Origin of the sequence: Brachybacterium phenoliresistens (genome assembly GCF_039530785.1) — a bacterium.
In the GTDB taxonomy this organism is placed as follows: Bacteria; Actinomycetota; Actinomycetes; order Actinomycetales; family Dermabacteraceae; genus Brachybacterium; species Brachybacterium phenoliresistens.
Map to the genome: position 1 here is coordinate 1 of NZ_BAAAOW010000015.1, position 25,079 is coordinate 25,079.

22 protein-coding genes are annotated in these 25,079 nt (G+C 72.3%); 12 read left to right on the top strand and 10 right to left on the bottom strand.

Features of this window, described 5'->3' with window-relative positions:
* On the bottom strand, positions 1-233 hold a 233-nt coding region (locus ABD234_RS18620), incomplete at its 3' end, for a hypothetical protein (protein ID WP_344359458.1).
* A 53-nt stretch (positions 234-286) separates the two neighbouring features.
* Between ABD234_RS18620 and ABD234_RS18625 the strand changes: the two genes are divergently transcribed.
* The 7 genes from ABD234_RS18625 to ABD234_RS18655 all read left to right on the top strand — a co-directional run bounded on the left by ABD234_RS18625 (position 287) and on the right by ABD234_RS18655 (position 7,756).
* Positions 287-1,060, top strand: a complete 774-nt coding sequence (locus tag ABD234_RS18625; RefSeq protein WP_038373945.1) for a sugar phosphate isomerase/epimerase family protein — start codon at positions 287-289, stop codon at positions 1,058-1,060.
* 408 nt (positions 1,061-1,468) lie between these two features.
* Positions 1,469-2,572 (top strand): ABC transporter permease, encoded by a 1,104-nt coding sequence (locus ABD234_RS18630; protein ID WP_038373946.1) that lies wholly within the window; start codon positions 1,469-1,471, stop codon positions 2,570-2,572.
* On the top strand, positions 2,569-3,486 hold the full coding sequence (locus ABD234_RS18635; protein WP_084148618.1) for an ABC transporter permease: 918 nt from the start codon (positions 2,569-2,571) through the stop codon (positions 3,484-3,486). The genes ABD234_RS18630 and ABD234_RS18635 overlap by 4 nt, the downstream gene beginning before the upstream one ends.
* Positions 3,486-4,541, top strand: coding sequence for an ABC transporter ATP-binding protein (locus ABD234_RS18640; RefSeq protein ID WP_038373947.1), 1,056 nt, complete (start codon positions 3,486-3,488; stop codon positions 4,539-4,541). Before ABD234_RS18635 ends, ABD234_RS18640 begins: the two co-directional genes overlap by 1 nt.
* A complete protein-coding gene (locus tag ABD234_RS18645) occupies positions 4,534-5,694 on the top strand; it encodes an ABC transporter ATP-binding protein (RefSeq protein ID WP_084148619.1) in 1,161 nt (386 codons plus the stop codon). Before ABD234_RS18640 ends, ABD234_RS18645 begins: the two co-directional genes overlap by 8 nt.
* Positions 5,694-5,942 carry a hypothetical protein gene (locus ABD234_RS18650; protein ID WP_038373948.1) on the top strand — a complete coding sequence of 83 codons (249 nt, stop codon included), beginning with the start codon at positions 5,694-5,696 and terminating at the stop codon, positions 5,940-5,942. Before ABD234_RS18645 ends, ABD234_RS18650 begins: the two co-directional genes overlap by 1 nt.
* Complete coding sequence (locus ABD234_RS18655) at positions 5,939-7,756, top strand: ABC transporter substrate-binding protein (protein WP_038373949.1); 1,818 nt, start codon at positions 5,939-5,941, stop codon at positions 7,754-7,756. Before ABD234_RS18650 ends, ABD234_RS18655 begins: the two co-directional genes overlap by 4 nt.
* Positions 7,757-7,833: 77 nt before the next feature.
* On the opposite strand, the gene ABD234_RS18660 is transcribed toward ABD234_RS18655, so the two are convergent.
* Complete coding sequence (locus ABD234_RS18660) at positions 7,834-9,825, bottom strand: glycoside hydrolase family 43 protein (RefSeq protein ID WP_344359471.1); 1,992 nt, start codon at positions 9,823-9,825, stop codon at positions 7,834-7,836.
* A 157-nt stretch (positions 9,826-9,982) separates the two neighbouring features.
* Positions 9,983-10,687 (bottom strand): DUF998 domain-containing protein, encoded by a 705-nt coding sequence (locus ABD234_RS18665; protein WP_344359475.1) that lies wholly within the window; start codon positions 10,685-10,687, stop codon positions 9,983-9,985.
* 185 nt (positions 10,688-10,872) lie between these two features.
* On the opposite strand from ABD234_RS18665, the gene ABD234_RS18670 reads away from it, so the two are divergent.
* Genes ABD234_RS18670 through ABD234_RS18680 form a run of 3 tightly spaced genes read left to right on the top strand, consistent with a single transcriptional unit; the run spans position 10,873 to position 14,089 of the window.
* Positions 10,873-12,024 (top strand): Gfo/Idh/MocA family protein, encoded by a 1,152-nt coding sequence (locus tag ABD234_RS18670; RefSeq protein WP_344359478.1) that lies wholly within the window; start codon positions 10,873-10,875, stop codon positions 12,022-12,024.
* Between the two features lie 5 nt (positions 12,025-12,029).
* Positions 12,030-13,256 carry a DUF993 family protein gene (locus tag ABD234_RS18675; protein ID WP_344359481.1) on the top strand — a complete coding sequence of 409 codons (1,227 nt, stop codon included), beginning with the start codon at positions 12,030-12,032 and terminating at the stop codon, positions 13,254-13,256.
* Positions 13,253-14,089 (top strand): sugar phosphate isomerase/epimerase family protein, encoded by an 837-nt coding sequence (locus ABD234_RS18680; RefSeq protein ID WP_344359484.1) that lies wholly within the window; start codon positions 13,253-13,255, stop codon positions 14,087-14,089. Before ABD234_RS18675 ends, ABD234_RS18680 begins: the two co-directional genes overlap by 4 nt.
* 4 nt (positions 14,090-14,093) lie before the next feature.
* On the opposite strand, the gene ABD234_RS18685 is transcribed toward ABD234_RS18680, so the two are convergent.
* The 7 genes from ABD234_RS18685 to ABD234_RS18715 all read right to left on the bottom strand — a co-directional run bounded on the left by ABD234_RS18685 (position 14,094) and on the right by ABD234_RS18715 (position 21,850).
* Positions 14,094-14,540 carry a GntR family transcriptional regulator gene (locus ABD234_RS18685; RefSeq protein WP_344359487.1) on the bottom strand — a complete coding sequence of 149 codons (447 nt, stop codon included), beginning with the start codon at positions 14,538-14,540 and terminating at the stop codon, positions 14,094-14,096.
* On the bottom strand, positions 14,537-15,493 hold the full coding sequence (locus ABD234_RS18690; RefSeq protein ID WP_344359490.1) for a hypothetical protein: 957 nt from the start codon (positions 15,491-15,493) through the stop codon (positions 14,537-14,539). Before ABD234_RS18690 ends, ABD234_RS18685 begins: the two co-directional genes overlap by 4 nt.
* A gap of 214 nt (positions 15,494-15,707) precedes the next feature.
* Entirely contained in the window at positions 15,708-16,835 is a 1,128-nt protein-coding gene (locus ABD234_RS18695) for a LacI family DNA-binding transcriptional regulator (RefSeq protein WP_038373955.1), read from the bottom strand.
* Positions 16,836-16,955: 120 nt separating this feature from the next.
* Complete coding sequence (locus tag ABD234_RS18700; protein ID WP_038373956.1) at positions 16,956-17,720, bottom strand: sugar phosphate isomerase/epimerase family protein; 765 nt, start codon at positions 17,718-17,720, stop codon at positions 16,956-16,958.
* An 80-nt stretch (positions 17,721-17,800) separates the two neighbouring features.
* Complete coding sequence (locus tag ABD234_RS18705; RefSeq protein WP_344359494.1) at positions 17,801-19,756, bottom strand: glycoside hydrolase family 3 protein; 1,956 nt, start codon at positions 19,754-19,756, stop codon at positions 17,801-17,803.
* A gap of 156 nt (positions 19,757-19,912) precedes the next feature.
* Positions 19,913-20,659 carry a siderophore-interacting protein gene (locus ABD234_RS18710; protein ID WP_051487072.1) on the bottom strand — a complete coding sequence of 249 codons (747 nt, stop codon included), beginning with the start codon at positions 20,657-20,659 and terminating at the stop codon, positions 19,913-19,915.
* 66 nt (positions 20,660-20,725) lie between these two features.
* Complete coding sequence (locus ABD234_RS18715) at positions 20,726-21,850, bottom strand: substrate-binding domain-containing protein (protein WP_038373958.1); 1,125 nt, start codon at positions 21,848-21,850, stop codon at positions 20,726-20,728.
* 240 nt (positions 21,851-22,090) lie between these two features.
* Between ABD234_RS18715 and ABD234_RS18720 the strand changes: the two genes are divergently transcribed.
* Together ABD234_RS18720 and ABD234_RS18725 are read left to right on the top strand one after the other, a co-directional pair.
* Positions 22,091-24,079 (top strand): ABC transporter substrate-binding protein, encoded by a 1,989-nt coding sequence (locus ABD234_RS18720; RefSeq protein WP_051487073.1) that lies wholly within the window; start codon positions 22,091-22,093, stop codon positions 24,077-24,079.
* A gap of 7 nt (positions 24,080-24,086) precedes the next feature.
* On the top strand, positions 24,087-25,079 hold the full coding sequence (locus tag ABD234_RS18725) for an ABC transporter permease (protein ID WP_344359499.1): 993 nt from the start codon (positions 24,087-24,089) through the stop codon (positions 25,077-25,079).

Here is a 25,079-nt window from a genome sequence, read left to right on the forward strand (position 1 = left end):
CCTCGAGCCAGGCAATCGCCTGGCTCGAGGACCTCAGGCCGCCGTTCGTGTCCGGACCGGGCGCCGATCAGCGCGCCGGTGGGCTGAGCAGCGTCGTCGGGCGGGTAGGGCGGCGCCGGCATGCCGAGGAGCGGAGCCGGTGGGGCGACGGGCGGGGTCGGCGTGCCGAGCAGCGGCGTCGCAGCGGCAATGTGCGGGAACTCCTGGTGCTGTGCGCACGCGCGTGCCAGCATGTCCCCGCCGTGCGCGAGGACGCGGGCGGCGCATCCCGAGGAGGAGAACACCCGTGCCCTACGGAGTCATCGCATCCATCGACCAGCAGGACGTCGCCCTCGCCGCCGGCGCCGACTACCTGGAGTCGACCGTCGTCGGCGTGCTCGTCGAGGAGGACGGCGAGGGCGGCTGGCGCGCCGCACAGGTCGACCCCGCGCACCGCGTGCCGTCCTTCGCGGTCTTCGTGCCCGGATCGCTGCGCCTGTCCGATCCCGCGGTGCCGATCGCGCGGATCCGCAGCTACCTCGCCACCGCCCTGGACGCGATCGCCGGCGTCGCCGAGCCCGGGGCGCGGATCGTCCTGGGCAGCGGCGCGGCCCGGACCATCGGCCCCGACGTGCCGGTGGAGGAGGGCCGCCGCCGCTTCGCGGAGGTCGTCGTCGCCGCCCGCGACGCCGCCCGGGAGCGCGGCCTGGAGATCGTCCTCGAGCCGCTGCACGCGGGGGAGACGGACCTGATCCACACCATCGCGGAGGCCGCGGCGTTCCTCGACGAGCACGGGATCGAGGGCGTGAAGATCGTCGCCGACCTCTACCACGTGCAGCTCGAGGCGGAGCCCTTCGCGGACGTCGAGCATCTCGCGGGCCGGGTGGGCCATGTCCACGTGGCCGACTCCGGGCGCGTGCCGCCCGGGCAGGGCGACTGGCCGCTGACGGAGTTCCTGGCCGCGCTGCGCCGCGGCGGCTACACGGGCCCGGTCACCATCGAGTGCCGCTGGCAGGACCTCGCGGCCGAGCTCCCCGACGCCCTCGCGGCGGTGCGCGCCGCGGACCCCGCCGCCGCCTGAGCACCCGGCCCCGAAGGCTCCGCCGCGGTCCTGGGCCCCGGCGGGGCCTGGGAGAAGGGCGCCAGGCGGGCGTCGGGCGGGCGCCGGGCTCGGCTGACCTCCCGCCCGCGACGCGCCGGGCTCGACAGGCCCCCGCCGGGGCCCGTCGGGCTCGACAGGCCCCCGCCGGGGTCCGTCGGGCGCCGCACCGGCGCGAGGCGCATCGGCCTGATCCGGACCGACGGCGTCCCTGTTCCCCGCGATCTCCCCGAGATCCCGACACCTGCGCCCCGCACAGAAGTGTTCCGGGCGCCCTCGCCGTCCACGACCCGGCATGAACGTGCTCGAATCGATATCAAACCGAGCAGACATGAGCGGGTGTATCGGTTTAGAGTACGTTCCGAGCAGTGTTGCTCACGAAGGAGGGTCATGTCGACCGACGTCTCGTCGCCCCACGCGTCGCCCCCGGCGACCAGCGCCGCCCCCGCGCGTCGCGGCTCGCTCCTGCACCGGATCGCGAACTCGTTCGTCCTGCGCCGTCTGGTGCGGTCGGCGTTCGTCATCTGGGTCGTGGCCACCGGAGTGTTCCTCCTGGTGCGCCTGCTGCCGGGCAACCCCGTGGACGTGTACATCAACCAGCAGATCTCCCTGTACGGGAAGACGTACGACCAGGCCGCCGCGGAGGCGCAGGTCTACTTCCGCTTCGATCCCTCCGCCTCGATCTTCGAGCAGTACGGCGGCTACCTCCTGGGTCTGCTGCGCGGGGACCTCGGCACCTCGATCACCACCCCCGGGGTGACGGTCACCGAGAAGATCGCCCAGTACCTGCCGTGGACGCTGTACAGCGTCGGCCTGGCGCTGATCATCTCCATCAGCATCGGTCTGCTGCTGGGCATGATCATGGCCTACCGCCGCGGCGGGATCATCGACAACCTCGTGACCGTGATCGGCTCGACCTTCCACGCGATCCCCAACTACCTGCTGGCGATCCTCATCGTCGTCGTCGGCGCGGTGCAGCTGGGCGTCATCGACTACGCCCGGATGCGCGGGAACATCTCCCCGGGCCTGGAGCCGGAGCTGAGCCTGCGGTTCCTGTCCGACATCGGCTACCACGCGACGCTGCCGATGCTCACCTACATCCTCACCACCGCCGGGACCTGGGCGCTGATCATGAAGTCCTCGACCACGCAGGTCCTCGGTGAGGACTACGTGACCGTCGCCAAGGCCCGCGGCCTGAAGGACGTGCGCATCCAGTCCGACTACGTGGGACGCAACGCCCTGCTGCCGCTCATCGCGCAGATCGCCACCCAGGCCGGCTTCGTCGTCGGCGGGGCGATCTTCGTGGAGCAGACCTTCTCCTACGAGGGCGTCGGCCTGCTGCTGTTCGAATCGATCAACACCCGCGACTACCCGACCATCCAGGGCGTGCTGCTGGTCGTGACGATCACCGTGGTCCTCGCGAACCTGGCCGCCGATCTCGTCAACGCCGCGCTCGACCCGCGGATCCGACTGGGCGCAGGAGGTGCCGCATGAGCCTCGAAGGATCCACCACCGCCGCGCTCGCCGTGCCCTCGAAGAAGGCCCGCCGAACCGGCCGGAACCCCCTGGCGCGCCTGGTCAGCGAGATGACCCGGAGCGTGGAGGGCTTCATCGGCCTGCTGCTGGTGCTGGCCGTGCTCGCCTTCTCCCTCATCGGGCCGCTGATCATGGGCACCGACGTCTCCGGGGACGCGTCCCGGGCCTGGGAGGGCCCCAGCGCCCAGCACTGGCTGGGCCTGGAGGGCAGCGGCAAGGACACCTTCCACCTGCTGGTCATCGGCGGCGGGACGGTGCTCATGGTCGGCTTCCTGGCGGCCGCGATCACCACCGTGATCGCCGTGGCGATCGGCGCGCTCGCCGGCTACGTGGGCGGGCGCCTGGACGCCGCCCTGCTGCAGCTGACCGACATCGTCATGACGATCCCGCAGATCGTCCTGCTCGCCGTGGTCGGCGCCTTCTACAAGCTGGACTCGCCGGCGCTGCTGGCCGTGATCATCGGCGTGCTCACCTGGCCGGTGCTCATGCGCTCGATCCGCGCCCAGGTGCTCTCCCTCAAGGAGCGCGAGTTCGTCGAGGCGGCGCAGCTGCTGGACGTGGGCTGGTTCCGCATCGTCTTCGGCGAGATCGTCCCCAACATGGCCAGCTACATCCTCATCAACTTCATCATCGCCGTCACCAACGCCATCTACGCGATGGTGGGCCTGTACCTGCTCGGGCTGGCCCCGCAGCGCGGCACCAACTGGGGGATCATGATCAACGACGCGTGGACCAAGGGCGCCATGTTCAATCCCGACGCGATGCCGTACATCGTCGCCCCCGTGGTGATGATCGTGCTCCTCCAGCTGGGTCTGATCCTGCTGACCCGCACCCTCGAGGAGATCCTCAACCCGCGACTGAGGGAGCGCTGATGACCCCGTCCACGACCCCCGACGCCCCGATCATGTCCGTGAAGGACCTCGAGGTCGCCTACCGCACCGGCAAGGGGACGAACGTGCGCGCCCTGCGCGGCGTCACCTTCGACCTGTACCCGGAGTCCGCCCTCGCCCTGGTGGGGGAGTCCGGCTGCGGCAAGACCACCCTCGGCTCGGCGCTGCTGCGCCTGCTGCCCACCCTCGGCGAGATCACCGGCGGGACCATCACCTACCGCCGCGCGGACGGCCGGGAGCTCGACGTCACCCGGATGCGCGCCGGCGAGCTGCGCCGCTGGCGCTGGTCCGAGGCCGCCATGGTGTTCCAGGGCGCGCAGAACGCCTTCAACCCCGTGCTGACCATCGGCGCGCAGATGGCCGACACCCTCATCGACCACTCCGAGCGCCGCCCCTCGAAGAAGGAGATCCTCGAGCGGTCCTCGGAGGCGCTGCGCTCGGTGCGGCTCGAGCCCCGCCGGGTGCTGCGCAGCTACCCGCACGAGCTCTCCGGCGGCATGAAGCAGCGCACCCTGATCGCGATGGCGCTGCTGCTGCGGCCGCGCCTGCTGGTGCTGGACGAGCCCACCACCGCGCTGGACATCCTCACCCAGCGCACCGTGATCGACCTGCTCGCGGAGCTGCGCGTCGAGCACCGCTTCGCGATGATCTTCATCTCCCACGATCTCGCCCTCGCCGCCGAGCTCGCCGACCGGGTGATCACGATGTACGCCGGGAAGGTGATCGAGACCGGCACCACCGCGGACATCTTCTACGGCCCCAAGCACCCCTACACCTCGAAGCTCATCAACGCGGTGCCGCCGGTGGTCGGGGACCTCCCCGAGCTCGCCTCGATCCCGGGAGCCCCGCCCTCGCTGGCCACGCTCCCGCAGGGCTGCACCTTCGCCCCGCGCTGCGAGCTCGCCACCGATGCCTGCCGCGCCGCCGAGCCCGAGCTGATCGAGCTCGTCCCGCGTCCCGAGGATCGCGGCCATGCCGCCGCCTGCCTGCACCACGACCAGGTCCACCACGAACGGAAGGTGATCGCCCGTGCCTGAGACGACCCCCGGGGCCGATGCGGCGGCGCCGCCCCTCATCGAGCTCGACCATGCCTCGCAGGTGTTCCACGTCAAGGGCAAGGACATCCCCGCCGTCTCCGACGTGTCCCTCAGCGTGAACGCCGGCGAGGTGCTGTGCCTGGTCGGCGAGTCCGGCAGCGGCAAGACGACCGCCGCCCGCCTGGCGGCGGGGCTGGCCTCCCCGACCGACGGCGCCGTCCGCTACCGCGGGATGGACCTGGCGGCCATGACCCGCCAGCAGCGCCAGGAGTACCGCCGCGACGTGCAGTACATCCACCAGGACCCGTACGCCTCGCTGAACCCGATCCGCTCGATCCGCAGCACCCTCGCGATCCCGCTGCGGCGCCACGGGATGGCCTCCGGGCGGGCGGAGGTCGACGCCACCGTCGACGAGCTGCTCACCCGCGTGGACCTCACCCCGCCGGAGAGCTACTCGGCGAAGTTCCCCCATCAGCTCTCGGGCGGGCAGCGCCAGCGCGTGGCGGTCGCCCGCGGCCTCACGCTGGCGCCCAAGCTGCTCATCGCCGACGAGTCCACCTCGATGCTGGACGTGTCGATCCGGGTGGGCCTGCTGAACATGCTCACGCGCCTGCGCCTGGAGCAGAACGTCGGGTTCATCTACATCACCCACGACCTGGCGCTGGCGAAGTACTTCGGCTGGCAGGGGCGCACGGCCGTGATGTACCTGGGCAAGATCGTCGAGCAGGGGCCCACCCCGCAGGTCATCAACAACCCCCAGCACCCCTACACCAAGGCGCTGCTGGAGGCCGTGCCGGAGCCCGACCCGGACCTCGCCCGGACCAAGCGCTCCGGCGCCGGACTGCGCAGCGCCGAGGTCCCGGACCTGTCCGCGCTGCCGCCCGGCTGCTCCTTCGAGCCGCGCTGCCCGCTGGCCCAGGACCGCTGCCGCACGCAGACGCCCACGCTCGCCCCCTCGCCCGGGGTGGCGGGCCACGACGTCTCCTGCCTGGTCGTGGCCGACCGGACCGCCGCCCAGGTGGCGGCGGGCGGGTCCGGGTCCTCGGCCCCCGCTCCCGAAGCATCGGACGAGGGCCCGGGCGCATCGCCCGCAGGTCCGGGCGCATCGGCCGCAGGCCCGGCGGCGCCGGCCACGGCGGGAGGCTCGCCGTGATGGACATGGCGGCGCGGGCGATGCTCGCGCTGGGCTGCTTCGTGGGGGTCGGCGCGGCCCTCATGATCCCGTTCACCGACGGGGGCACCGCCGAGCGTCTCGTGAGCTGGATCGCGCTCGCGCTCGGCATCCTCGCCGTCGTCGCCTCGGCGGCGGTGCTGCGCCGCGGAATCGTCCGTCGCCTGCGGGAGGCGGAGACCGGAGACCCGGATGACCAGGACGTCATCCCCACCAAGGAGGAACGATGATCACGAGCTGGACCAGGAGAGACCTTCTCAAGGCCGTCGGGCTGACGGCGGGGGCGGGCACCGCCCTCGTGGCGTGCAGCCCGGCCGACACCTCCGGCGGCGGCGGGGGCGGCGGCGGAGAGGGCGGCGCGAGCGCCTTCCACGGGGCATGGCCCTTCAAGCCCGCCCCCGAGGGCCACTTCAACTTCGCCGGGCTGCCCTACGCGGGCGTCCCCACCGTCATCATGGGCGACGGCTTCTACCGGGACCTGCTGGTCCCGCCGCTGGCCATGTGGCTGTGGGAGGAGAAGAGCTGGGAGTACCTGCTCGCCGAGTCCCACAGCCTGGACGAGGCGGCGGGCACCTTCACCGTGACCCTCAAGGAGGGCCTCACGTGGAGCGACGGGAGCCCGCTGACCAGCGGCGACGTGCTGACCACGCTGTACATGCAGTTCGTTCAGCGCGCCACCAGCTGGAACTTCATCACCGGCGTCGAGGCCCCCGACGAGCAGACCGTCGTGATCAGCTTCGAGAACCCGCCGGCCGTGCTGGAGCGCTACATCCTCAAGAGCAACATCCTCTCCACTGCCCAGTACGGGGAGTGGGCCGACCGCGCCAAGGCCATCGTGGACGCGGGCGGGACCATGGACGACGGCGACGGCCCGGCGCTCAGCACCGAGTTCCAGACCTTCAAGCCGGAGAACCTCATCGTCTCCGGGCCCTACGACTTCGACTACGACTCCATCTCCAACACGCAGCTGACCCTGGTGCGCAACGAGAGCGGCTACGGCGCCGACACGGTGACCTTCGACCAGGTCGTCGTCTACAACGGCGAGACCACGGAGATCACGCCGCTGGTGCAGTCCACGGACATCGACTACGCCAGCCACGGCTTCGCCCCCGCCTCGGAGGCCCCCTTCGAGCAGGCCGGGTACACGATCCTGCGCCCTCCGGTCTACTCGGGCCCGGCGCTGTACCTGAACCAGGACTCCCTGCCCGAGTTCGCGGACGTCCGCGTGCGCCAGGCCCTCGCCCATGTCATCGACCGCGCCACCAACGGCCAGATCTCCCTGGGGCAGTCCGGCAAGGCCGTGGAGAACATGGTCGGCTTCTCCGACAACCAGGTCGACGAGTGGCTCACCGATGACGTCAAGGGCAAGCTGAACACCTACCCGCTGGACCTCGAGAAGGCGAAGTCCCTGCTGGAGGAGGCCGGCTGGACCACCGACGGCAGCAGCTGGAAGAAGCCCGACGGCTCCGCCGCCAGCTACGAGATCCAGTTCCCGCAGACCTATGCGGACTGGTCGGCCTCCGGCAAGAACGTCGCCGAGCAGCTCACGGCCTTCGGCATCCAGGTCACCGCCCGCGGCCTGGACGACAAGCAGGCGCCCATCGACATCGACAAGGGCGACTTCCAGATGGCGATCCAGGCGTGGGGCTCCTCCGCGCACCCGCACCCGCACTTCTCCTTCGTGACGGACCTGTTCACCCACAACATCCCGATCGCGAAGAACCAGGGCGGCAAGGGCTACGGCTTCCCGCTGCAGAACGTGAAGACCTCCGCCGGGACCGTCGACCTCGAGCAGATCGTCGCCGTCGCGGGCCAGGGCCTGGACGTCGAGGAGCAGAAGAAGAACGTGAGCGTCGCGGCGCTCGCCTTCAACGAGCTGCTGCCGATCATCCCGATCTTCGAGCGCTACGGGAACAACCCCGCGCTCGAGGGGGAGCGGGTGACGGGCTTCCCGAAGGAGGGCGACCCGCTGCTGGCGAACGCGCCGTACGCGGACAACTTCGTCATCCTCGGCATGTACCGCGGCGACATCACGCCGGTCTGACCTGCGCGGCATCGGCCCCGGCGGTCGGCCCCAGCGGTCGGCCCCTCCCCGGAGGGCCCGACCGCCGGGGCCGTCGCTCACTCCGCCTCGATCGCCACCCAGCTGACCTGGATGTCGGGGGAGCGGGTCGGATGCAGGGTCAGGGCGATCTCCCCGGCCGCGCCGACGGCGACGCCTCGGTAGGCCGCCGCCTCGGGGACCCCGGTGAACAGCTGCTGCGCCGAGACCACGTCCCCGTTCACGCGCACCTCGGCCGCGCGGTTCGCCCACGGCCACGGGTCGTAGTAGCCGACGTGCACCGTGTACCGGCCCGCGGCGAGGTTGGCGAAGCGGTAGGTCAGGTCATCGTGGTCGGTCGCGTACCGCAGCGTGAGGTCCAGGGAGTCGTACGAGGACCCGGCGGGCTTCGACCGCCCCTGGTAGCCCCAGACGTTCCCGGTCAGCGGGTCGGCCCCGTAGGGCTGGTCGGCCACGGAGTTCTGCAGCCGTCCGGCCTTCGCCGCCTCGCGCAGGGCCAGGTAGTCGCTGGTCTCCGCCCCGCCGGCGTTGACGATGTAGACCAGGTTCTTGGGCGCGACGAGCACGTCCCGGCGGAAGGTCAGGCCCTCGGCGCCGGAGAGCGTCCCGACCACCTCGGTGATGCCCGGGCGGTCCAGCGCGCCCTCCCAGGTCACGCGCCGGGTGGAGGTGGACCCCTCGAGACGGAGGGTGACCGAGCGCGGCAGCTTGTTCAGCTCGCCCGGGCGCACCGACGCCGGCAGGGTCGCGTCCACCTCGAAGTGCGGCTGGTAGGGCTGGTCCTCCCAGCGCCAGGAGTCCTCCCACGGCAGCGTCATGGAGGTGCCCTCGCCGAAGCGCAGCGGCAGCCACACGTACGGCGCGTTCGCGAGGTCCGAGGGGGTCCAGCGGTCGCCCATGTAGATGTAGGTGCCGTGCTCGGGGTCCACCGGGATCACGCAGGTGGACTGCGAGCCGTGGGTGGTGCTCGCGCCGTCGCCGACCACCGGGTTCCCGTGGTCGGTCCATTCGCCGAGGATGTCCGTGGCCGTCGCGTACTGCGCCGGGTTCGGGCTCCAGCCGGTCGCCCCGGAGGTGATCAGGTAGTACGTCCCGGCCCTCTTGAACAGGGCCGGCGCCTCGCGGTGCGCGCCGATGTACGGGCGGGTGAAGTCGACGCCCTTGACGGCGCTCTCCGGAGGGGTCGCGAGAGCCGTGAACGAGGGGTCGAGCTTCGAGATGAACAGGGAGTAGTTCTCCTCGCTCGAGTAGATGATGTACGCGGTGCCGTCGTCGTCGAGGAACAGGTTCATGTCCCGGGCCATCCCGGGGCTGTTCGGCTGATGGTTGGGCTCGCCCTCGGGCGCCACGTGCAGGCGGTAGCTGTCGATCCACCGGAAGGGGCCGAAGGGCGAGTCGGAGACGGCCACCCCGGCATTGGCCTTCGCGTACTGGGCGTTGGAGGTCTCCGAGGGGCCGTCGGCGTGCACCCACATCACCCAGGTGCCCTCGGCGGCGTTCGGGATCACCTTGGGGCGCTCGAGGATCGCGGGGTTCACGTCGCTGCCCTCGGCCTTGACGGTCACGAGGTCGCGGATCACCGCGGCCTTCTGCTCGTCGGAGTAGTCGCCGTACAGCGCCGTGAAGTAGGGGTCCGTCTCCAGCTGCTCGGCGTCGACCAGGGAGCGCAGCGCCAGCCCCTCGTCCGTCCAGGAGTACAGGTCGCGGGAGGAGTACACGTGCACTCCCGGGCTGGCGTGGTAACCGTTGCTGCGGTCCTCGCCGTACCAGTAGTACACGGGGCCCTGCTCGTCCTCGTGCACGAGGACCTGGCCCCCGTGGGCCTGGATGACGGCGCCGGAGGTGTCGAGCCAGGGCTGTCCCGGGGTGAAGGCGCCGGGCGCGGCGCCCTCGGCGGGGACCGGCGCGGCGGGGACCGGTGCGGCGGGGGCCGGACCGGCGGCGCGGGCGCTCGCCGTGCCGAGGGCGAGCATCGGCGCGGCGGCGATCGCGCCGGTCAGGACGGATCGGCGCCGGGGGAGAGGGGACGTGCGGGGGTTCGCGTCGTGCACAGGGGACTCCTCGTCGAGTCGAGCTGGGACCGGAAGGGCGGAACGGGCCGGCGGATGCCGCACCCTGCTTCTCGCCACCCTTATTGCACCCCTTGAAAGAAGTGGGGTGGCTTCACGGTAGCCGATCCGGCGTCGCGGGGGAAGGCGGTGGCGGCGATCAGCCGAGATGTCCCGCGCGGCGGGATCGCGACAGGATCACGGCCGCGGCCAGGAGCTCTGCCGCCTGGATCGGGTAGACCGCCGCCCTCTCCCAGGCGCCGGCCGGCGCCGCGGGGATCAGGTCCGTGGTCATGTGGAGGACGAGGGCGGCTGCGCTCAGCAGTCCGAGCACCCCGAGCCCGGCGCCGACGAGGACCGGCGCTCGGGGGGCCGCGCTCCGGCGCAGGCGGAGCGCGGCGAGCACGGTCGCCAGGTTGCCGCCGCAGATCGCGGCACCGGCGCCGACGGTGTGGACCGCCCCGAGTCCGTGCTCCATGGTGTGCGGGCCGCCCGGGACGAGGGCGACGGCCGTGATGCCGAGCAGGTGGAGGACGGCCAGGACCAGGAAGCCGCGGCCGAGCATGCCGGGGCGTGCGCGGACGGCCGCCGCCGCTCCCGCTGCGGCAAGGATCCCGTGGGCGATGAACCCGGCGTTCATCACCGCCGAGCGCGGGGAGTCGATGGGGCGGCCCTGCATGACGCCGACGTCCGGGACGCCGAGGTCGCTGATGAAGTTCGCCGCGTACGAGTAGCCGGCGAAGCCGGCCGCCGTGACGGCCTCCGCGACCAGGTAGACGGTGGCCGCCGCGATCCAGCAGATCGCCGCCGGCACCAGGCTCGGCCGGGCGCGGCTCGTCGATGCGTCCTGGCTGCGCGATCCCATGCCGTCCATCCTCGCCCACCGTGCGACGAGATCTCGGCCTCGCGGGACGTCGACCTTGCCTCCCGGGTCCTGCGTGTGCTGTACTATCGACGGAAAGCGGTTACCGCCGCGGCCAACGGAGGCCGCGAAGGACCGCCCACGAACAGCACAGGGATCCCCCGGGGACCGCAGCGAGGAGAGAATCAATGGCACAGCGTCGCATCGGCATCATCGTCAACGGAGCATCGGGGCGGATGGGCTACCGCCAGCACCTGGTGCGCTCCCTGCTGGCGATCCGCGACCAGGGCGGCGTGCAGCTCGCCGACGGCGACACCCTCATGCCGGACCTGCTGCTGGTGGGGCGCAACGAGGAGAAGCTGCGCACCATCGCCGAGCGCCACGGCCTGGAGAACTGGACCACCGACGTCGACGCGGCCCTCGAGCAGGACGACTACGAGGTCTACTTCGACGCGCTGGTGACGAACCTGCGCCTGGACAACCTCAAGAAGGCCATCGCCGCGGGTAAGGCGATCTACACCGAGAAGCCCACCGCCGAGACCTTCGAGGACGCCCTCGAGCTGGCGCGGCTGGCCAAGGACGCCGGAACCGTCAGCGGCGTCGTCCACGACAAGCTCTACCTCCCGGGCCTGCTCAAGCTGCGCCGCCTGATCGATTCCGGCTTCTTCGGCGAGATCCTCTCGGTGCGCGGCGAGTTCGGGTACTGGGTGTACGAGGGGGACTGGCAGGCCGCCCAGCGCCCCTCCTGGAACTACCGCTCCGAGGACGGCGGCGGCATCGTCGCGGACATGTTCCCGCACTGGAACTACGTCATCGAGGACCTCTTCGGGCGCATCGTGGACGTCTACGCGCAGACCGCGACCCACATCGGCACCCGCTGGGACGAGCAGGGCCGGGAGTACGCCGCCACCGCGGACGACGCCGCCTACGGCATCTTCCGCCTCGAGAACGGCACCGTCGTGCAGATGAACTCGAGCTGGGACGTGCGCGTGCACCGCGACGAGCTCGTCGAGTTCCAGGTCGACGGCACCAAGGGCTCCGCGGTCGTGGGCCTGCACGGCGCCCGCATCCAGCCGCGCGAGGCCACCCCCAAGCCGGTGTGGAACCCCGACGTCCGCGACGGCCACGACTACCGCGGCGACTGGATCGAGGTCCCCGACAACGAGGTCTTCGACAACGGCTTCAAGGTCCAGTGGGAGGACTTCCTGCGCCACTACGTCGAGGGCCGCCCCTACCCCTTCGACCTGCTCGCGGGAGCCCGCGGCGTGCGCCTGGCCGAGATCGGCCTGAAGAGCGCCGCCGAGGGCCGCCGCATCGAGCTCGACGTGCTGGAGGGCTGAGCGCCATGGAGCTGACGCTTCTCGACGAGGACGGGACCCTCCGCCGGGTGCCGATGGGGGAGGCCGCCGCCTTCTCCAAGCCCACCGCCCCGCTGCGCTCCCGGGTGGTCTACGCCGCCGCGCACGTGGCCCCGAAGGTCCACGCCGACAACACGCCCGGCGCCCCCGCGGACATCGACTGGGACGCGACCCTCGCCTTCCGCCGCACCGTCTGGTCCTGGGGGCTCGGCGTGGCCGATGCCATGGACACCGCCCAGCGCAACATGGGGCTGGATGCCGCGGCCACCCGCGAGCTCATCTCCCGCAGCGCCGAGGCCGCCCGCGAGGCCCTCGCCGATCCGGCGATCGCCGCGGTGTTCCCCGAGGGCGCGCAGGTCGGCGACCTGTTCGCCGCCGGGGTGTCCACCGACCATCGGCCCGAGGCCGAGCTGACCCTGGACGAGATCGTCGCCGCCTACCGCGAGCAGCTCGCGGCCACCGAGGCCACCGGGGCGACGGCCGTGCTCATGGCGAGCCGCCATCTGGCCCGCGCCGCGGGCTCGGCGCAGGACTACGAGGACGTCTACCGCCAGGTGCTCGAGAGCGCCACCGCCCCGGTGGTGCTGCACTGGCTGGGCACCGCCTTCGACCCGAACCTCGAGGGCTACTTCGGCTCGACCAACACCGCCGAGGCCAGCGGGACCCTGCTGCGGATCATCGGCCGGGACCCCGCGAAGGTCCGCGGCGTGAAGATGAGCCTGCTGGACGACGCCGCGGAGATCGCCGTGCGCGAGCAGCTACCCGAGGGCGTGCTCATGCTCACCGGTGACGACTTCCACTTCTCCCACCTCATCACCGGCTCCCACGGCGGGTACTCCCACGCGCTGCTGGGCGCCTTCGCGGCGACCACGCCGGCGGCCTCGGCCGCCATCCAGGCGCTGGACGCGGGCGACGAGGCCGGATGCCGGCGCATCCTGGACGATGCCGAGAAGCTCGCCGTGCACGTGTTCTCCGCCCCGACCTACCACTACAAGGCCGGCGTCGCCTTCCTGGCCTGGCTGAACGGCCACCAGCAGGCCTACCAGATGGTGGGCGGCCTGCACGCCGCCCGCAGCCTGCCGCACCTGTCCCGCATCGTCGAGCTCGCCGCGCAGACCGGCAACCTCGAGGATCCGGCGCTGGCCGCCGAGCGCTGGCACTCCCTGCTGCGCGGGAACGGCTACGACGTCCCGGCCGAGGGGAGCGTCCGATGACCGGCTCGCGCCTCTCGATCAACCGCTGGACCTGCCGCACCACGCCCGTCGAGGAGTTCCTGCGCAGCGCCGTCGCCGGCGGCGTCGAGTCCGTGGGCCTGTGGCGCGAGGACGTCGAGAAGCTCGGCACGCAGGCGCTGCGGCGCCGCACCGACGAGCTGGGCCTGCGGGTCAGCTCCCTGTGCCGCGGCGGCTTCCTCACGGCCTCGGCCGATGCGGACCGCACCGCCGCCCTGGACGACAACCGCCGGGCCATCGACGAGGCCGCGGCGCTCGGCGCCCCGACCCTCGTGCTGGTGGCCGGAGGCGTCGACCGCGCCGACAAGGACATCGCCGGCGCCCGCGAGCGGGTCGCCGAGGGCGTCGCCGCGATCGCCCCGCACGCCGAGCAGGCCGGGGTGACCCTGTCCCTCGAGCCCCTGCACCCGATGTTCGCCGCCGACCGCGCGGTGGTCTCCACCATCGACCAGGCGCTGGACATCGCCGAGGCCTCCGGCAGCCCGGCCGCCGGGGTCGTCGTGGACACCTACCACGTGTGGTGGGACCCGTACCTGCCCCGCGCCATCGAGCGGGCCGCGAGCACGGGGCGGCTGTTCGCCTACCAGGTCTGCGACTGGAACCTGCCTCTCGCGGCGGAGCCGCTGTTCTCCCGCGGATACATGGGTGACGGCTACATCGACTTCCCGGCCATCACCCGCATGGTCGCCGCCACCGGGTACACCGGGGACGTCGAGGTCGAGATCTTCAACGAGGACGTCTGGGCCGATCCGGTCCACGTCGCGGTGCGCACCATCCGCACCCGCTACGAGGAGCTCGTCGCCCCGCACCTGTGATCCGTCACGGCCCGGACCCGGGGTTGCGAGCACGCGAGGGCGGCCGGATCTCGGGCGGCTCGTAGCGGCTGCGGTCCGGGCCGCTGCGAGGATCCCGGTCCGGCCAGACCGCACGCAGGATGCGCGTCGCCTCCTCGATGCTGAGCCCCTCGTCGGTGGCGGTCCGGGCCAGGGCCTGCGCGCTCTGCAGCACGGCGGCCGATGTGCTGCCGGCATCCTCGCTCACCCGGGTCCCGCCGCCGATCCTCGTGGTCAGCAGGCCTTCCTGCTCGAGGGAACGGTAGGCCTTGGCGACCGTGCCCGGCGCGACCGCGAGGTCCTTGGCGAGCTGGCGCACCGACGGGAGCGGCTCGCCCGGCGCCAGCTGGCCGCTCCCGATCAGACCGCTGATCTGGTCGTGGATCTGGGAGACCGGGGAGGAGCCTCCGCCCAGCGTGATGCGCGGGGTCATGCGGCACCCGTGGCGCGCCCCCGTGCCTCGAGCCGCGGAGACACCAGGCAGGCCAGCAGGACGATCCCCCAGAGTGCCCATCCGGAGACGGCGGCACCCGTGCTCAGCACCCCCAGCGGCTCCTCGAACGCGCTGAAGGACGCTCCGCCCCGGAAGAACTGATCGCCGCTGTGGGCGGTGCCGCGGATCGCCGCGGTCCCGGAGAGCGAGGCCAGGACCTTCGAGAGATGGAGGAGCAGGGCGCCGGCGGCGACGGCGAGGACGGTGTGGCTGCGCTGGCGTCGTGCGGACGCATCGCGGACCGGATCCGATCCCCAGGGCGGTCGGGAGATCCGCCAGATCGCCGCCGCGGCGAGAGCGATCAGCACGGCGATGAGGATGAGCGCCGGCACCGAGGCATACCAGCCGTAGATGGTGGTGCCGATCGCGGCCGATCCCATGTCGACCACATACATCGCCCAGCGTCCCTGCTCGTCCTGGGACGATGCGAGCCCGGCCGCGACGGCGAGTCCGGCGGCGGCCGCGACGAGCACGAGCACGACCGCCGGCCAGGGGTGGGCGACGAACGCGGTCGGCGTGCGACGTGAGAGCGCCGCGCTCCCGCCGCTGGTCGATCCGCTGCCGCCGGCGGGCAGAGCGATCACGGCGACGGCGAGGACTCCGGCGACCAGGGGGACGAGGATTCCCACCCGCTGGGCGGCCGCCGCATCCGAGAACCCCAGGGGCTCCGGCAGGTCGATGCCGAGCAGCGGGAGCAGCGGGAGCGATGCCCCGGCCAGGGTGACGAGGAGGGCGAGACCCGCTCCGGCAACGATCCATCGCCGGATCCGGGGGCGGATCGCCATCACCGGCCATCGGGTCCTCGGGACGAGCACGAGGACGACGGCGAGGGCCAGTCCCACCAGGGCCGGTCTGGCAGCGGCGGTCACGGAGACGAGGAGCAAGGTGGACACGACGACCTCCGAGTGTGTCGCGACGGTGACACACTGTGTATCACGATGGTGATACACCTGTCGAGGTCATCCGCGACCCGCCGCTCGCTGCTCGGCTCTCGGATCCGGCGTCTGTGGGCCGGATCGGCCGGGAAGCGCTCAGCAGCCGGATATCACCGGGGGCGGGCGGGTGCGCGCAGACGTCCGTGCGCCCCGAGCCCCGGGGAGGCGCGGGTCAGAGCGCGGTCGAGTCGCGCAGCAGGACGTCGCCGCGCATGCGCAGGTCCATGACCTCGGCGTTCCCGGCCGGCCCGCCGGCGGCATCGGCCGCGCCCGCCTCCGCGTCCTCGCCCGCGTCGTCCGGCCCGGCGTCCGCCGCGCCGGCGGGGGCGGGGCGGTGCGGGAGGATCCAGGCGCTGACCTGCTCGGCCATCTCCTCGAGGGGGAGGGCGACGGTGGTGAGCACCGGGTAGGAGTCGTTGGCCGCGGGCACGCCGCCGAAGCCGGCGACGGCGACCTGGCCGGGGATGTCCACGCCGCGGCGACGCAGCTCGCCGAGCACGCCCAGGGCCATGACGTCGGCCGGGGCGAACACGCACAGGGGCAGGCCGTCGCCGGCATCGGGCCCCAGGGAGTCGAGGTGGTCGGCGACCTGGGCGGCGAAGGCGTGCCCGCCCGCGCGGTCCAGGCCCGCCGTGCCGTACAGCTCGACCTCGATGCCGGCCTCGGCGAGGCCGGCGAGGAAGCCGCCGGTGCGGTGCGCGGCGGTGGGGATGCCGGTGATGCCCTGCGGCACGGCGAAGCGGCGGTGCCCGGCGACGACCAGGGCGGTGGCCAGCTCGTGGGCCGTCGCCGCGTCCTCGGTGACGATGGTGCGCCCCACGCCGGGCGCCTGCCCGACGCACACCACGAGCCCGCCGTGGGAGTCGAAGCCCTGCAGCAGCTGGAGGATCGAGGAGTCCGAGGCCGCGCCGTAGCGGTGGGAGCCGATGAGGACCAGGGCGTCCACGCGCTGGGCGATGAGCGAGCGGATGGCGCGAATCTCGGTGTCCGGGTCGCGGTCGGTCTGGGTGAGCAGCACCTGGCTGTCGGAGGCGAAGACCCGCTGCTGGATGGCGCGCGCGAGGGCGGCGAAGTACGGGTCGGCGATGTCGTGGACCACCAGGCCGATCAGCCCCGACCGCGAGCGGGCGAGCGCCTGCGCCTGGGCGTTGGTGACGTAGCCCAGCTCGTCGGCGGAGGCGCGGACCTTCTCGGCGACCTCCTTGCCCGGCGTGCGCGCGGAGCCGTTGAGCACGCGGGAGGCGGTCGCGAGGGACACGCCCGCGTGCTGGGCGACGTCGGAGAGGCGTACGGCCGGCATGGTGTTCTCCCGGTCTGTCGGCAAGCGGTGTCCAGAGGGATCAGCATACGTCCGCCCGCCGGTGGGCGAGCGGCATCCGGTGATGTCGGACGACCGGGGTCCCGAGGCCCGGAGTGCGGCTCAGCGCCCCAGCCAGGTGCGCAGGGTCTCGGCCTCCTGCGCCAGCAGGGCGGGATCGTCGCCCGGGACGAACTCGAGCAGGGCGTCGTGGTCGCGCCCGCTGGCCTCGACCATCGCCAGCGCCTGCGTCCACAGCCCGGCCCGCGCCTCGAGGGGGAGGCGCTCCGAGCCGGGCCACCAGGAGAAGACGTGGATCGTGCTGACCTGGTCGCGCACGCGCAGCAGGGTCTCCAGGGCCGCCTCGTCGGGCATGTCCTGATGCGGCTGCCAGTAGGTCCACACGGCCTCGTGGCCGATCTCCGTGAGGAGGCTCAGCGTGGAGCCGATCTCGTCGGTGAGCGTGCCGCCGTGGAACTCGAGGCCCAGGTCGATGCCCCGGGAGGCGGCGGCGTCGGCGGTGGTGCGGATGCGCTCGACGATCCGGGCGCGATCCGCGGCCGATGTCTCCGCGGAGCCGGCGTCGCCGGCCCAGACCCGCACCCGGGGGGCGCCGAGCGCCTCGGCCGAGCGCAGCACGGCCTCCGCCTGCGCGGCGACCTCGGCGTCCGAGCCGACGAACCGCAGGTAGGAGCCGTACGAGGCGACCTCGAGCCCTGCCTCGCGCGTGAGCTGCAGCGCCCGGCGCGCGGCGAGGACGTCGCCGGCGGGGACATGCACGTCCCCACCCCATTCGATGCATGCGAGGCCGGCCGCGGCGGCGCGGCGCACCACGGTCGCGGGATCGAGGTCCCGGAAGGTGACCGAGCACAGGCCTGGGCGGATCATGGGGGCTCCTCCTGCGATGGAATGCGTTTTCTCATCGTACGCGGGAGGGGCCCCGTTCGAGCAGGGGCGCGACGCGCCGGTCAGGACGCGGCGGAGTGCCCGGCCGGGAAGGTCGGGGCCGCCGTGCCGCCGGGCACGTCGGTGAGGGAGGCGCGCACGGCCTCCATCGAGGACGGGATCTCGAAGGGCAGCCGGCCGCGCGGCGGGACCGCCCCGGTGAGCGCGTCCACCAGCGCCTCGTCGCTGCTGCCGTAGCTGGCCACGAGCACCGTCGCGATCTCGGTGAGCGGGGCGAGGATCGCCGGGCGCAGCAGGGTCGCGTCGACGAGCAGGGGCGCCTGCTCGGCGATCAGGCGCAGCCGGGCGAGCAGCCCCGGCCGGTACTCGAGGCTGCCCTGGTGGAAGAACGGCTCGAGGAAGAGGTCCGCGCGCGGCTCGAAGGGCTCCTCGAGCCGCACGATCGCGACATCGGCCTCCTCCGGCGTCGCCACCACGGTGCCCAGCCGCGCGGCGGCCGCCTCGCCGAGCCCCCAGGCGAAGACCTTCCGGTCGGTGCCGGTCAGGGGCAGGTGCAGGGACGGGTGCGCCGGCACGGGCTCCGCGTCCGGACCGGGCTCCGCGTCCGGACCGGGATCCGGGTCCGGACCGGGCTCCGCCCCGGCCGGGCCGGACGCGCCGCGGCGGCCGTCCACGAGGATCGTCGTCGAGGCGGCCTGGGCGCGGCGGCCCGCGGCGACGAGCTCGGCGGCGCCGACGATCTCCTCGGCGGCGTCCTCGTCCACGAAGGGGTTCTCGAACAGTCCCAGCTGGAACTTGACCCGCAGCAGGCGGCGCACGGAGGCGTCGATCCGCGCCTCCTCCAGCCGGCCCTCGCGCACCAGCGCGACCAGGACTTCCGGGCACTGCTCCCCGCCGAACTGGTCCACGCCCGCCTCGAGGGCTCTGATCATCCGGCCGGCCAGATCCAGGTGCTCGACGCCCCAGGCGCGGGCCGGCAGCGGCAGGCCCATCACCACGGTGTCGGTGAGCAGGCCCCAGTCGGTGCAGATGACGCCGTCGTAGCCGAGCTCCTCGCGCAGGATGCCGGTGAGGACCTGGCGGTTGAAGCCGAAGCCCACCTCCTCGATGGACTCGCCGCCGCGCTCGAGGCCCACCGGCATGCCGTAGTAGGGCATGAGCGCGCTGACCCCGCGGGCGATCGCGGCGCGGAAGGGCTCGAGGTGCTCCTCGAAGCGGCCCCCGGGGTAGACCTGCTCGCGGCCGTAGGGGAAGTGGGGGTCCTCGCCGTCCTTCTGCGGGCCGCCGCCGGGGAAGTGCTTGGCCATGCAGGCCACCGAGTCCGGGCCCAGGTCGCCGGTGATCTGGAAGCCGTCGAGGTAGGCCTCGGCCATGCGGCTGACGCGCTGCGCATCGGGCCCGAAGGTGTGGAACTGGCGACCCCAGCGCGGCTCGGTGGCCAGGTCGATCTGCGGGTGCAGCGCCGCACGGATCCCCACGGCCCGGTACTCGCGGCGCGCGGCATCGGCGAACTCCCGCACGATCTCGGGATCGCCGAGCGCGCCCAGGCCCAGCGGCTCCGGCCAGGCGGACATGGCGCCCGCCGCGAAGGCCGCCCCCTCGTTCTCGATCGAGGAGTGGCGCGGGTCGGTGCTGATGGTGACGGGGATCGAGTGCGGTCCCTCGGCCGCGAGCTCCTGCACGCGGTTGGCCCAGCGGGCCGCGAGCCGGGCGCCGGGCGGGAGGGCGTGGACGTTCACGTGCGTGATGCCCTGGTCCAGGACCATGCCCCGGGTGCTCATGGAGCGGGCGCGGCCGGTGCCCTCGACGACCTCGCCGTCGGGGGAGGTCTCGATGATGGTGTGGAAGAGCAGCCCGGCCTTCTCCTCCAGCGTGAGGCGGGCGGTGAGGTCCTCGGCGCGCTCGTCGGCGCTGCGTCGCGGGTCCTCGAACGGCGCCATCACCCCGTCGTGGTCCAGGTCGCGGAAGGCGGTGCCGTCCTCGGCGATGAGCAGGGCGGGGACGGGGCTGGGGCTCATGCGGACTCCTCCGGGACGGGACGGATCGGCCGCCGATGCGGCCGGGCTCGGCCAGGGTAGCTCCGCCCGGGACGGTGCGGAGGTGCTTTCGCCGATAAAACCCACCGTAGTACGGTTTTCGTTCGAGGGCGGCCCGCCGGCCACCGGCGGGGCGTCTCAGCTGTGGCGCCAGTACGCCAGGGCGTGCAGGTGCTCCTTCGGGATCCGGGCCCGGGTGCGCAGGGCCCGGCCGACGGCGCGGGTCCCGGCGGCCTCGAGCGCCACCACGCAGACGGTGCCCGCCGGGGCCGATGCCGCCGCCGCGAGCGCCGCTGCCTCGATGCTCCCGTCGCGGTCGAACCAGGCGATGCTCGCCCCCTCGCGCCGCGGCAGCGGCAGGACCTCCTCGTCGTCGGGGCGGCCCCGCTCCAGCAGGACCGTGGCCGGGATGCCCGGGGCCCGGCGCAGGGTGTCCGCGATGGCGGGCACGGAGGCGCCGTCGCCGATCAGGAGCAGGTGCGGCGGGTCGGAGGCGACGGGGCTGCGCCCGTTGAGGATGCTGGCATCGATCTCGTCGCCCGGTCGGGCCGCGCGGGCCCAGTCCGAGGCGATGCCGGGGTGGAGGTAGAACTCGATCCAGGCCGTGCCGGATCCCGGATCGGGGTCCACAAGGGTGTAGGCCCGCTGGTGGCCCTTCCCGTCGGGGCGCGTGAACCACAGCCGCAGCCAGTACGTCGGGTACACGTCCTCGCGATGCAGCAGGTCGCCGACGTCCACCTGCAGGCGCAGGAACGAGGCGGCGACCTCCTGCCGGTCGATCACCCGCAGCCGCAGGTCCTGGGCGCGCCAGGCCCGGAGGAGGGCTCCGTCGAGCCCGCGGCGGGGCGCGCTGATGCGGGCGGCGGTGGGGGAGTCTGCGGTCACGGGTCCTCCAGGGTCGGTGAGGTCAGCCTCACCTTACTCTGGCACGACGTGCGCCGCGCGCCCGGATCACTGCGTCAGGGCGGGCGCCTCCTGCGGAGGCCGGGACGTCTCGCGCACGATCAGCGAGGGGACCAGGGTGAGGTGCTCGATCGCGGCCTCGGGATGGGCGATGCGGCGCAGCGCGAGCTCCACGGCACGGACGCCCAGGGTGTGCTTGGCCGGTGCGACCGCTGTGAGGGCGGGTCGCGACGTGGCCGAGAGCTCGTCGTCGTAGGCGACCAGCGAGAGATCCCCCGGGATCGACCAGCCGCTGCGGATCGCATGCTGGAGCAGCAGCGTCGCCGCCGTGTCGGAGTGGACGAGGGCCGCGGTCACCCCCCGTTCGCGGAACTGCGCGAGCAGCGCGTCGATCTCCTCGAAGAGGTGGGCGCCCGACGGCGCCAGCACCGTCCCCGGATCGCAGACCTCCTCCAGGCCCATCAGCTCGACGGCGCGACGGTAGCCTGCGTCGATGGAGGAGTTCGAGGGGGTGGAGAGATCGCCGGCGAAGCCGATCCGCCGGTGCCCGAGGCCCGCCAGATGCCGCACTGCCTGGGCCGCTCCCATCGAGTGGTCCGAGCGGACGGTGTCGAACATGCGTCCCAGCACCCCGTGGCCCTCGATGCCGCGCTCGGTGAGGACGACCGGCATCGGCAGCTCGGCGATCCGGGCGACGAGCCGCTCGGTGGCCGCGCCCCCGCGCATCTCCGGGGCGATGAGCACGGCGTCGATGTCCCCGGCCTGGGCGATCTGCTCGACCACCCGGATGTTCGACTCGGTGTTCGCCTCGTTGCTGGCCGTGTAGGCGTGGACGGTGAGATCTGCGCCGAGCCTCTCCGCGGCCTCGGTCGCGCCGCGGATGATCGTGGACCAGTAGTAGCGCAGGCCAGGGGTCACCATCGCGATCCGCGGGTGCTCGGCGGCGTGGCGGTGGGCCGTCGTGCTGTCGGGGGCGAGGGGTGGTCCCGTCCGACGGGCTCCGCCGCGCACCTGCTCGACCAGGCCCTCCTCGGCGAGGCTGGCGATGTCCCGGCGCACGGTGATGGAGGAGACGCTGAGCTCCTGGGCGAGGGCGCCGATATGGGCCTCGCCGGCCTGCTGCACCCGTTCGAGGATGTGCTGGCGCCGGCTGGACGGCAGAGTGCTGCTCATCGGACGTGGTCTCCCCTCGTGCACGACGCGGTCTGCTCCGACGCGTCGCGGTCGTCATCGTAGCGCAGCGATGCGATCAAAAGTGATCATCTCGGAACAATAACTCTGCTTGACAGGTCGTCGATGATCGAGTGTGATCGTCTCGTTCGGTGGTGAACCCGGCTCGACGCAGGCGTCGGCAAGCGCTCGCCACGCGATCGCCCCCCGTCGCAACGATGCGAGAGAAGAGCGAGGAACCCCATGACCCCGTCGATCCCCGATCCCACGATCCGCCGCCGCAGCGTCCTCACCATGGGCGCGGCCGCCGGCCTCGTCACGGCCACCGCCAGCGGATGCTCGTTCTTCTCCACCGACCCCGACTCCGGCGGCGGCGGCGGGGGCGAGGGCGGCGGCACGGACGCCATGGAGTCGCCGATGCTCGCCGAGAAGGTCGAGGCCGGCGAGCTGCCCCCGCTCGAGGAGCGCCTCCCGGCGGAGCCGCTCGTGGTCGAGGTCGCCGAGCCGGGGATCTACGGCGGCACCTGGCGGTCCCTCACCCTCGGCCCCGGCGACTCCGCCTCGCCGGACCGCATCGTCGGCTACGAGCCGGGCCTGCGGAAGTCCCCGAACCTGGACGAGATCGGCCCCGGCGTGTTCACGGCAGTCGAGGCGAACGCCGAGGGGACCCAGTACACGATCTCCCTGCGCCCGGGGATGAAGTGGTCCGACGGCGAGCCCTTCACCGCGGACGACATCGTCTTCGCGATCGAGGACGTCTTCGGCAACACCGAGCTGTTCGCCACGCCGCCGTCCTGGCTCTCCTCGGACGGCACCAAGGCCACCGCCGAGAAGGTCGACGAGACCACGCTGACGGTCACCTTCGCCGCCCCCACCGGACGCTTCGAGGACGAGCTCAACCGCAACATGGAGCTCATCAACTACCCGATGCACTACGCGAAGGACTTCCACCCCGACCACAACGCCGATCTCGACGCGAAGGTCGAGGAGGCCGGCATGGGGGTCTGGACGGACCTCTGGAACGACCAGATCTCCGGCGAGGGCTTCTGGAAGAACCCCGAGCTGCCGACGATCGACGCCTGGGTCGTCACCACGCCGCTGGGCGAGGGCGGCTCCGTCGTGTTCGAGCGCAACCCCTACTACTGGAAGACCGATCCGGACGGCCGCCAGCTGCCCTACATCGACTCCCTCAGCTTCGAGGTCGTCACCGACCCCGAGGTGATGGTGCTGAAGGTGACCGACGGCGAGGTGGACATGATGTACCGCCACGCCAACAGCTCCGCCAACAAGCCGGTGTACGCCGACAGCCTCGAGTCGGCCGGCACGCAGATCCTCGACAACACCGCGACCTCCATGAACGCCATGTGCGTCGCCCTGAACCTCGCCCACAAGGATCCCGCCAAGGCGGCGCTGTACCAGAACAAGGACTTCCGGATCGGCCTCTCCCATGCGATCAACCGCGAGGAGCTGATCACCTCGGTCTGGCAGCGCCAGGGCGAGCCGTGGCAGTGGGCGCCCAGCGCCGACTCCCCGTTCTACGACGAGGAGTTCGCCAAGCAGTTCACCGAGTTCGACGTCGACCTCGCCAACCAGCATCTGGACAAGGCCGGGCTCACCGCGAAGGACGGCGACGGCATGCGGACGATGCCCGACGGCGGCACCCTCACCATCACCCTCGACGTCCCGGCGGCGATGAAGCCGGAGTGGCCGACCGCGGCCTCGATGATCTCGGACATGTGGAAGGCCGTGGGCATCCGCATGAGCGTGAACACCATCGACCGCACCCTGTTCTACGACCGCAAGATCTCCACCGCCAACGAGCACGACGCGGGCGTCTGGGGCGGGGACGGCGGCCTGGCCGTGGAGTCCATCGACCCGCGCTGGTACATGCCCTACAGCGACGAGTCCGTGTGGGCGACGGCGTGGGCGCGGTACTACAGCACGCGCGGCGCCGAGGGCAGCGAGCCGGTCGCCCCCGCGAAGGAGCAGATCGAGCTCATGTGGCAGTTCGCCGCGGAGCCCGATGCGGACGCCCGCGACGAGATCTTCCGCCAGGTCCTCGCGATCGCCAAGCAGGAGTTCTGGGGCATCGGCATCGTCTCCGAGCCGGCGCCGTACGTCGTCGCCAAGAACCGGCTGAAGAACCTCACCGCCGGCGTCCCCGACACCTGGGTGTACCGCACCCCGGCGCACACGAACCCCGAGTCCTGGTTCATCAGCGAGAGCGAGTGATCCGCTGATGGGCCGCTATCTCCTGCGGCGGGTCCTCATCATGGTCCCGACGCTGTTCGCGATCTCCATCGCGACCTTCATCATCATCCAGCTGCCGCCCGGCGACTACGTCACCACGCTCATCGCGCAGTACTCGGCGCAGGGCGATCAGCTGGACGGACCTCAGATCGAAGCGCTCAAGAACCGCTACGGCGTGGGCGACCCGATGATCGTCCAGTACTGGAAGTGGATCTCCGCGATCCTGTTCCACCTCGACTTCGGGGAGTCCTTCGCCTGGCAGAAGCCGGTGTCCTCGCTGCTGGCGGACCGGCTGCCGCTGACGATCGCGCTGTCGATCATCACGCTGCTGTTCATCTGGGCGGTGTCTTTCCCGATCGGGATCTACTCGGCCCTGCGCCAGTACAGCGCCGGCGACTACGTGTTCACCATGATCGGCTTCATCGGCCTGGCGACCCCGAACTTCCTCATCGCCCTGGTGCTCATGTATCTGGGCATGCAGTACTTCGGCACCGGGGCGGGCGGTCTGTTCTCCCCGGAGTGGAAGGACGCGTCCTGGAACATCGGCAAGCTGCTGGACCTGCTCGGGCACATCTGGGTCCCGCTGGTGGTGTGGGGCACCGCGGGGACCGCCGGCATGATCCGCATCCTGCGGGCGAACCTGCTCGACGAGATCCGCAAGCCCTATGTGACGGCGGCCCGCGCCCGCGGCGTCTCCGAGACCAAGCTGACGGTCAAGTACCCGCTGCGCGTCGCGCTGAACCCGTTCTTCTCCACGATCGGATGGGTGCTGGCGAGCCTCATCAGCGCCGACGCGATCGTCTCCAAGGTGCTGAACCTGCCGACCATGGGGCCGCTGCTGCTGGACGCGCTGCGCTCCCAGGACATGTACCTCGCGGGGTCGATCGTCCTGATCAGCGCCACGCTCACGGTGATCGGCACCCTGATCTCCGACCTGCTGCTCGGCTGGCTGGACCCGCGGGTCCGGCTGGGCGCCCGATGA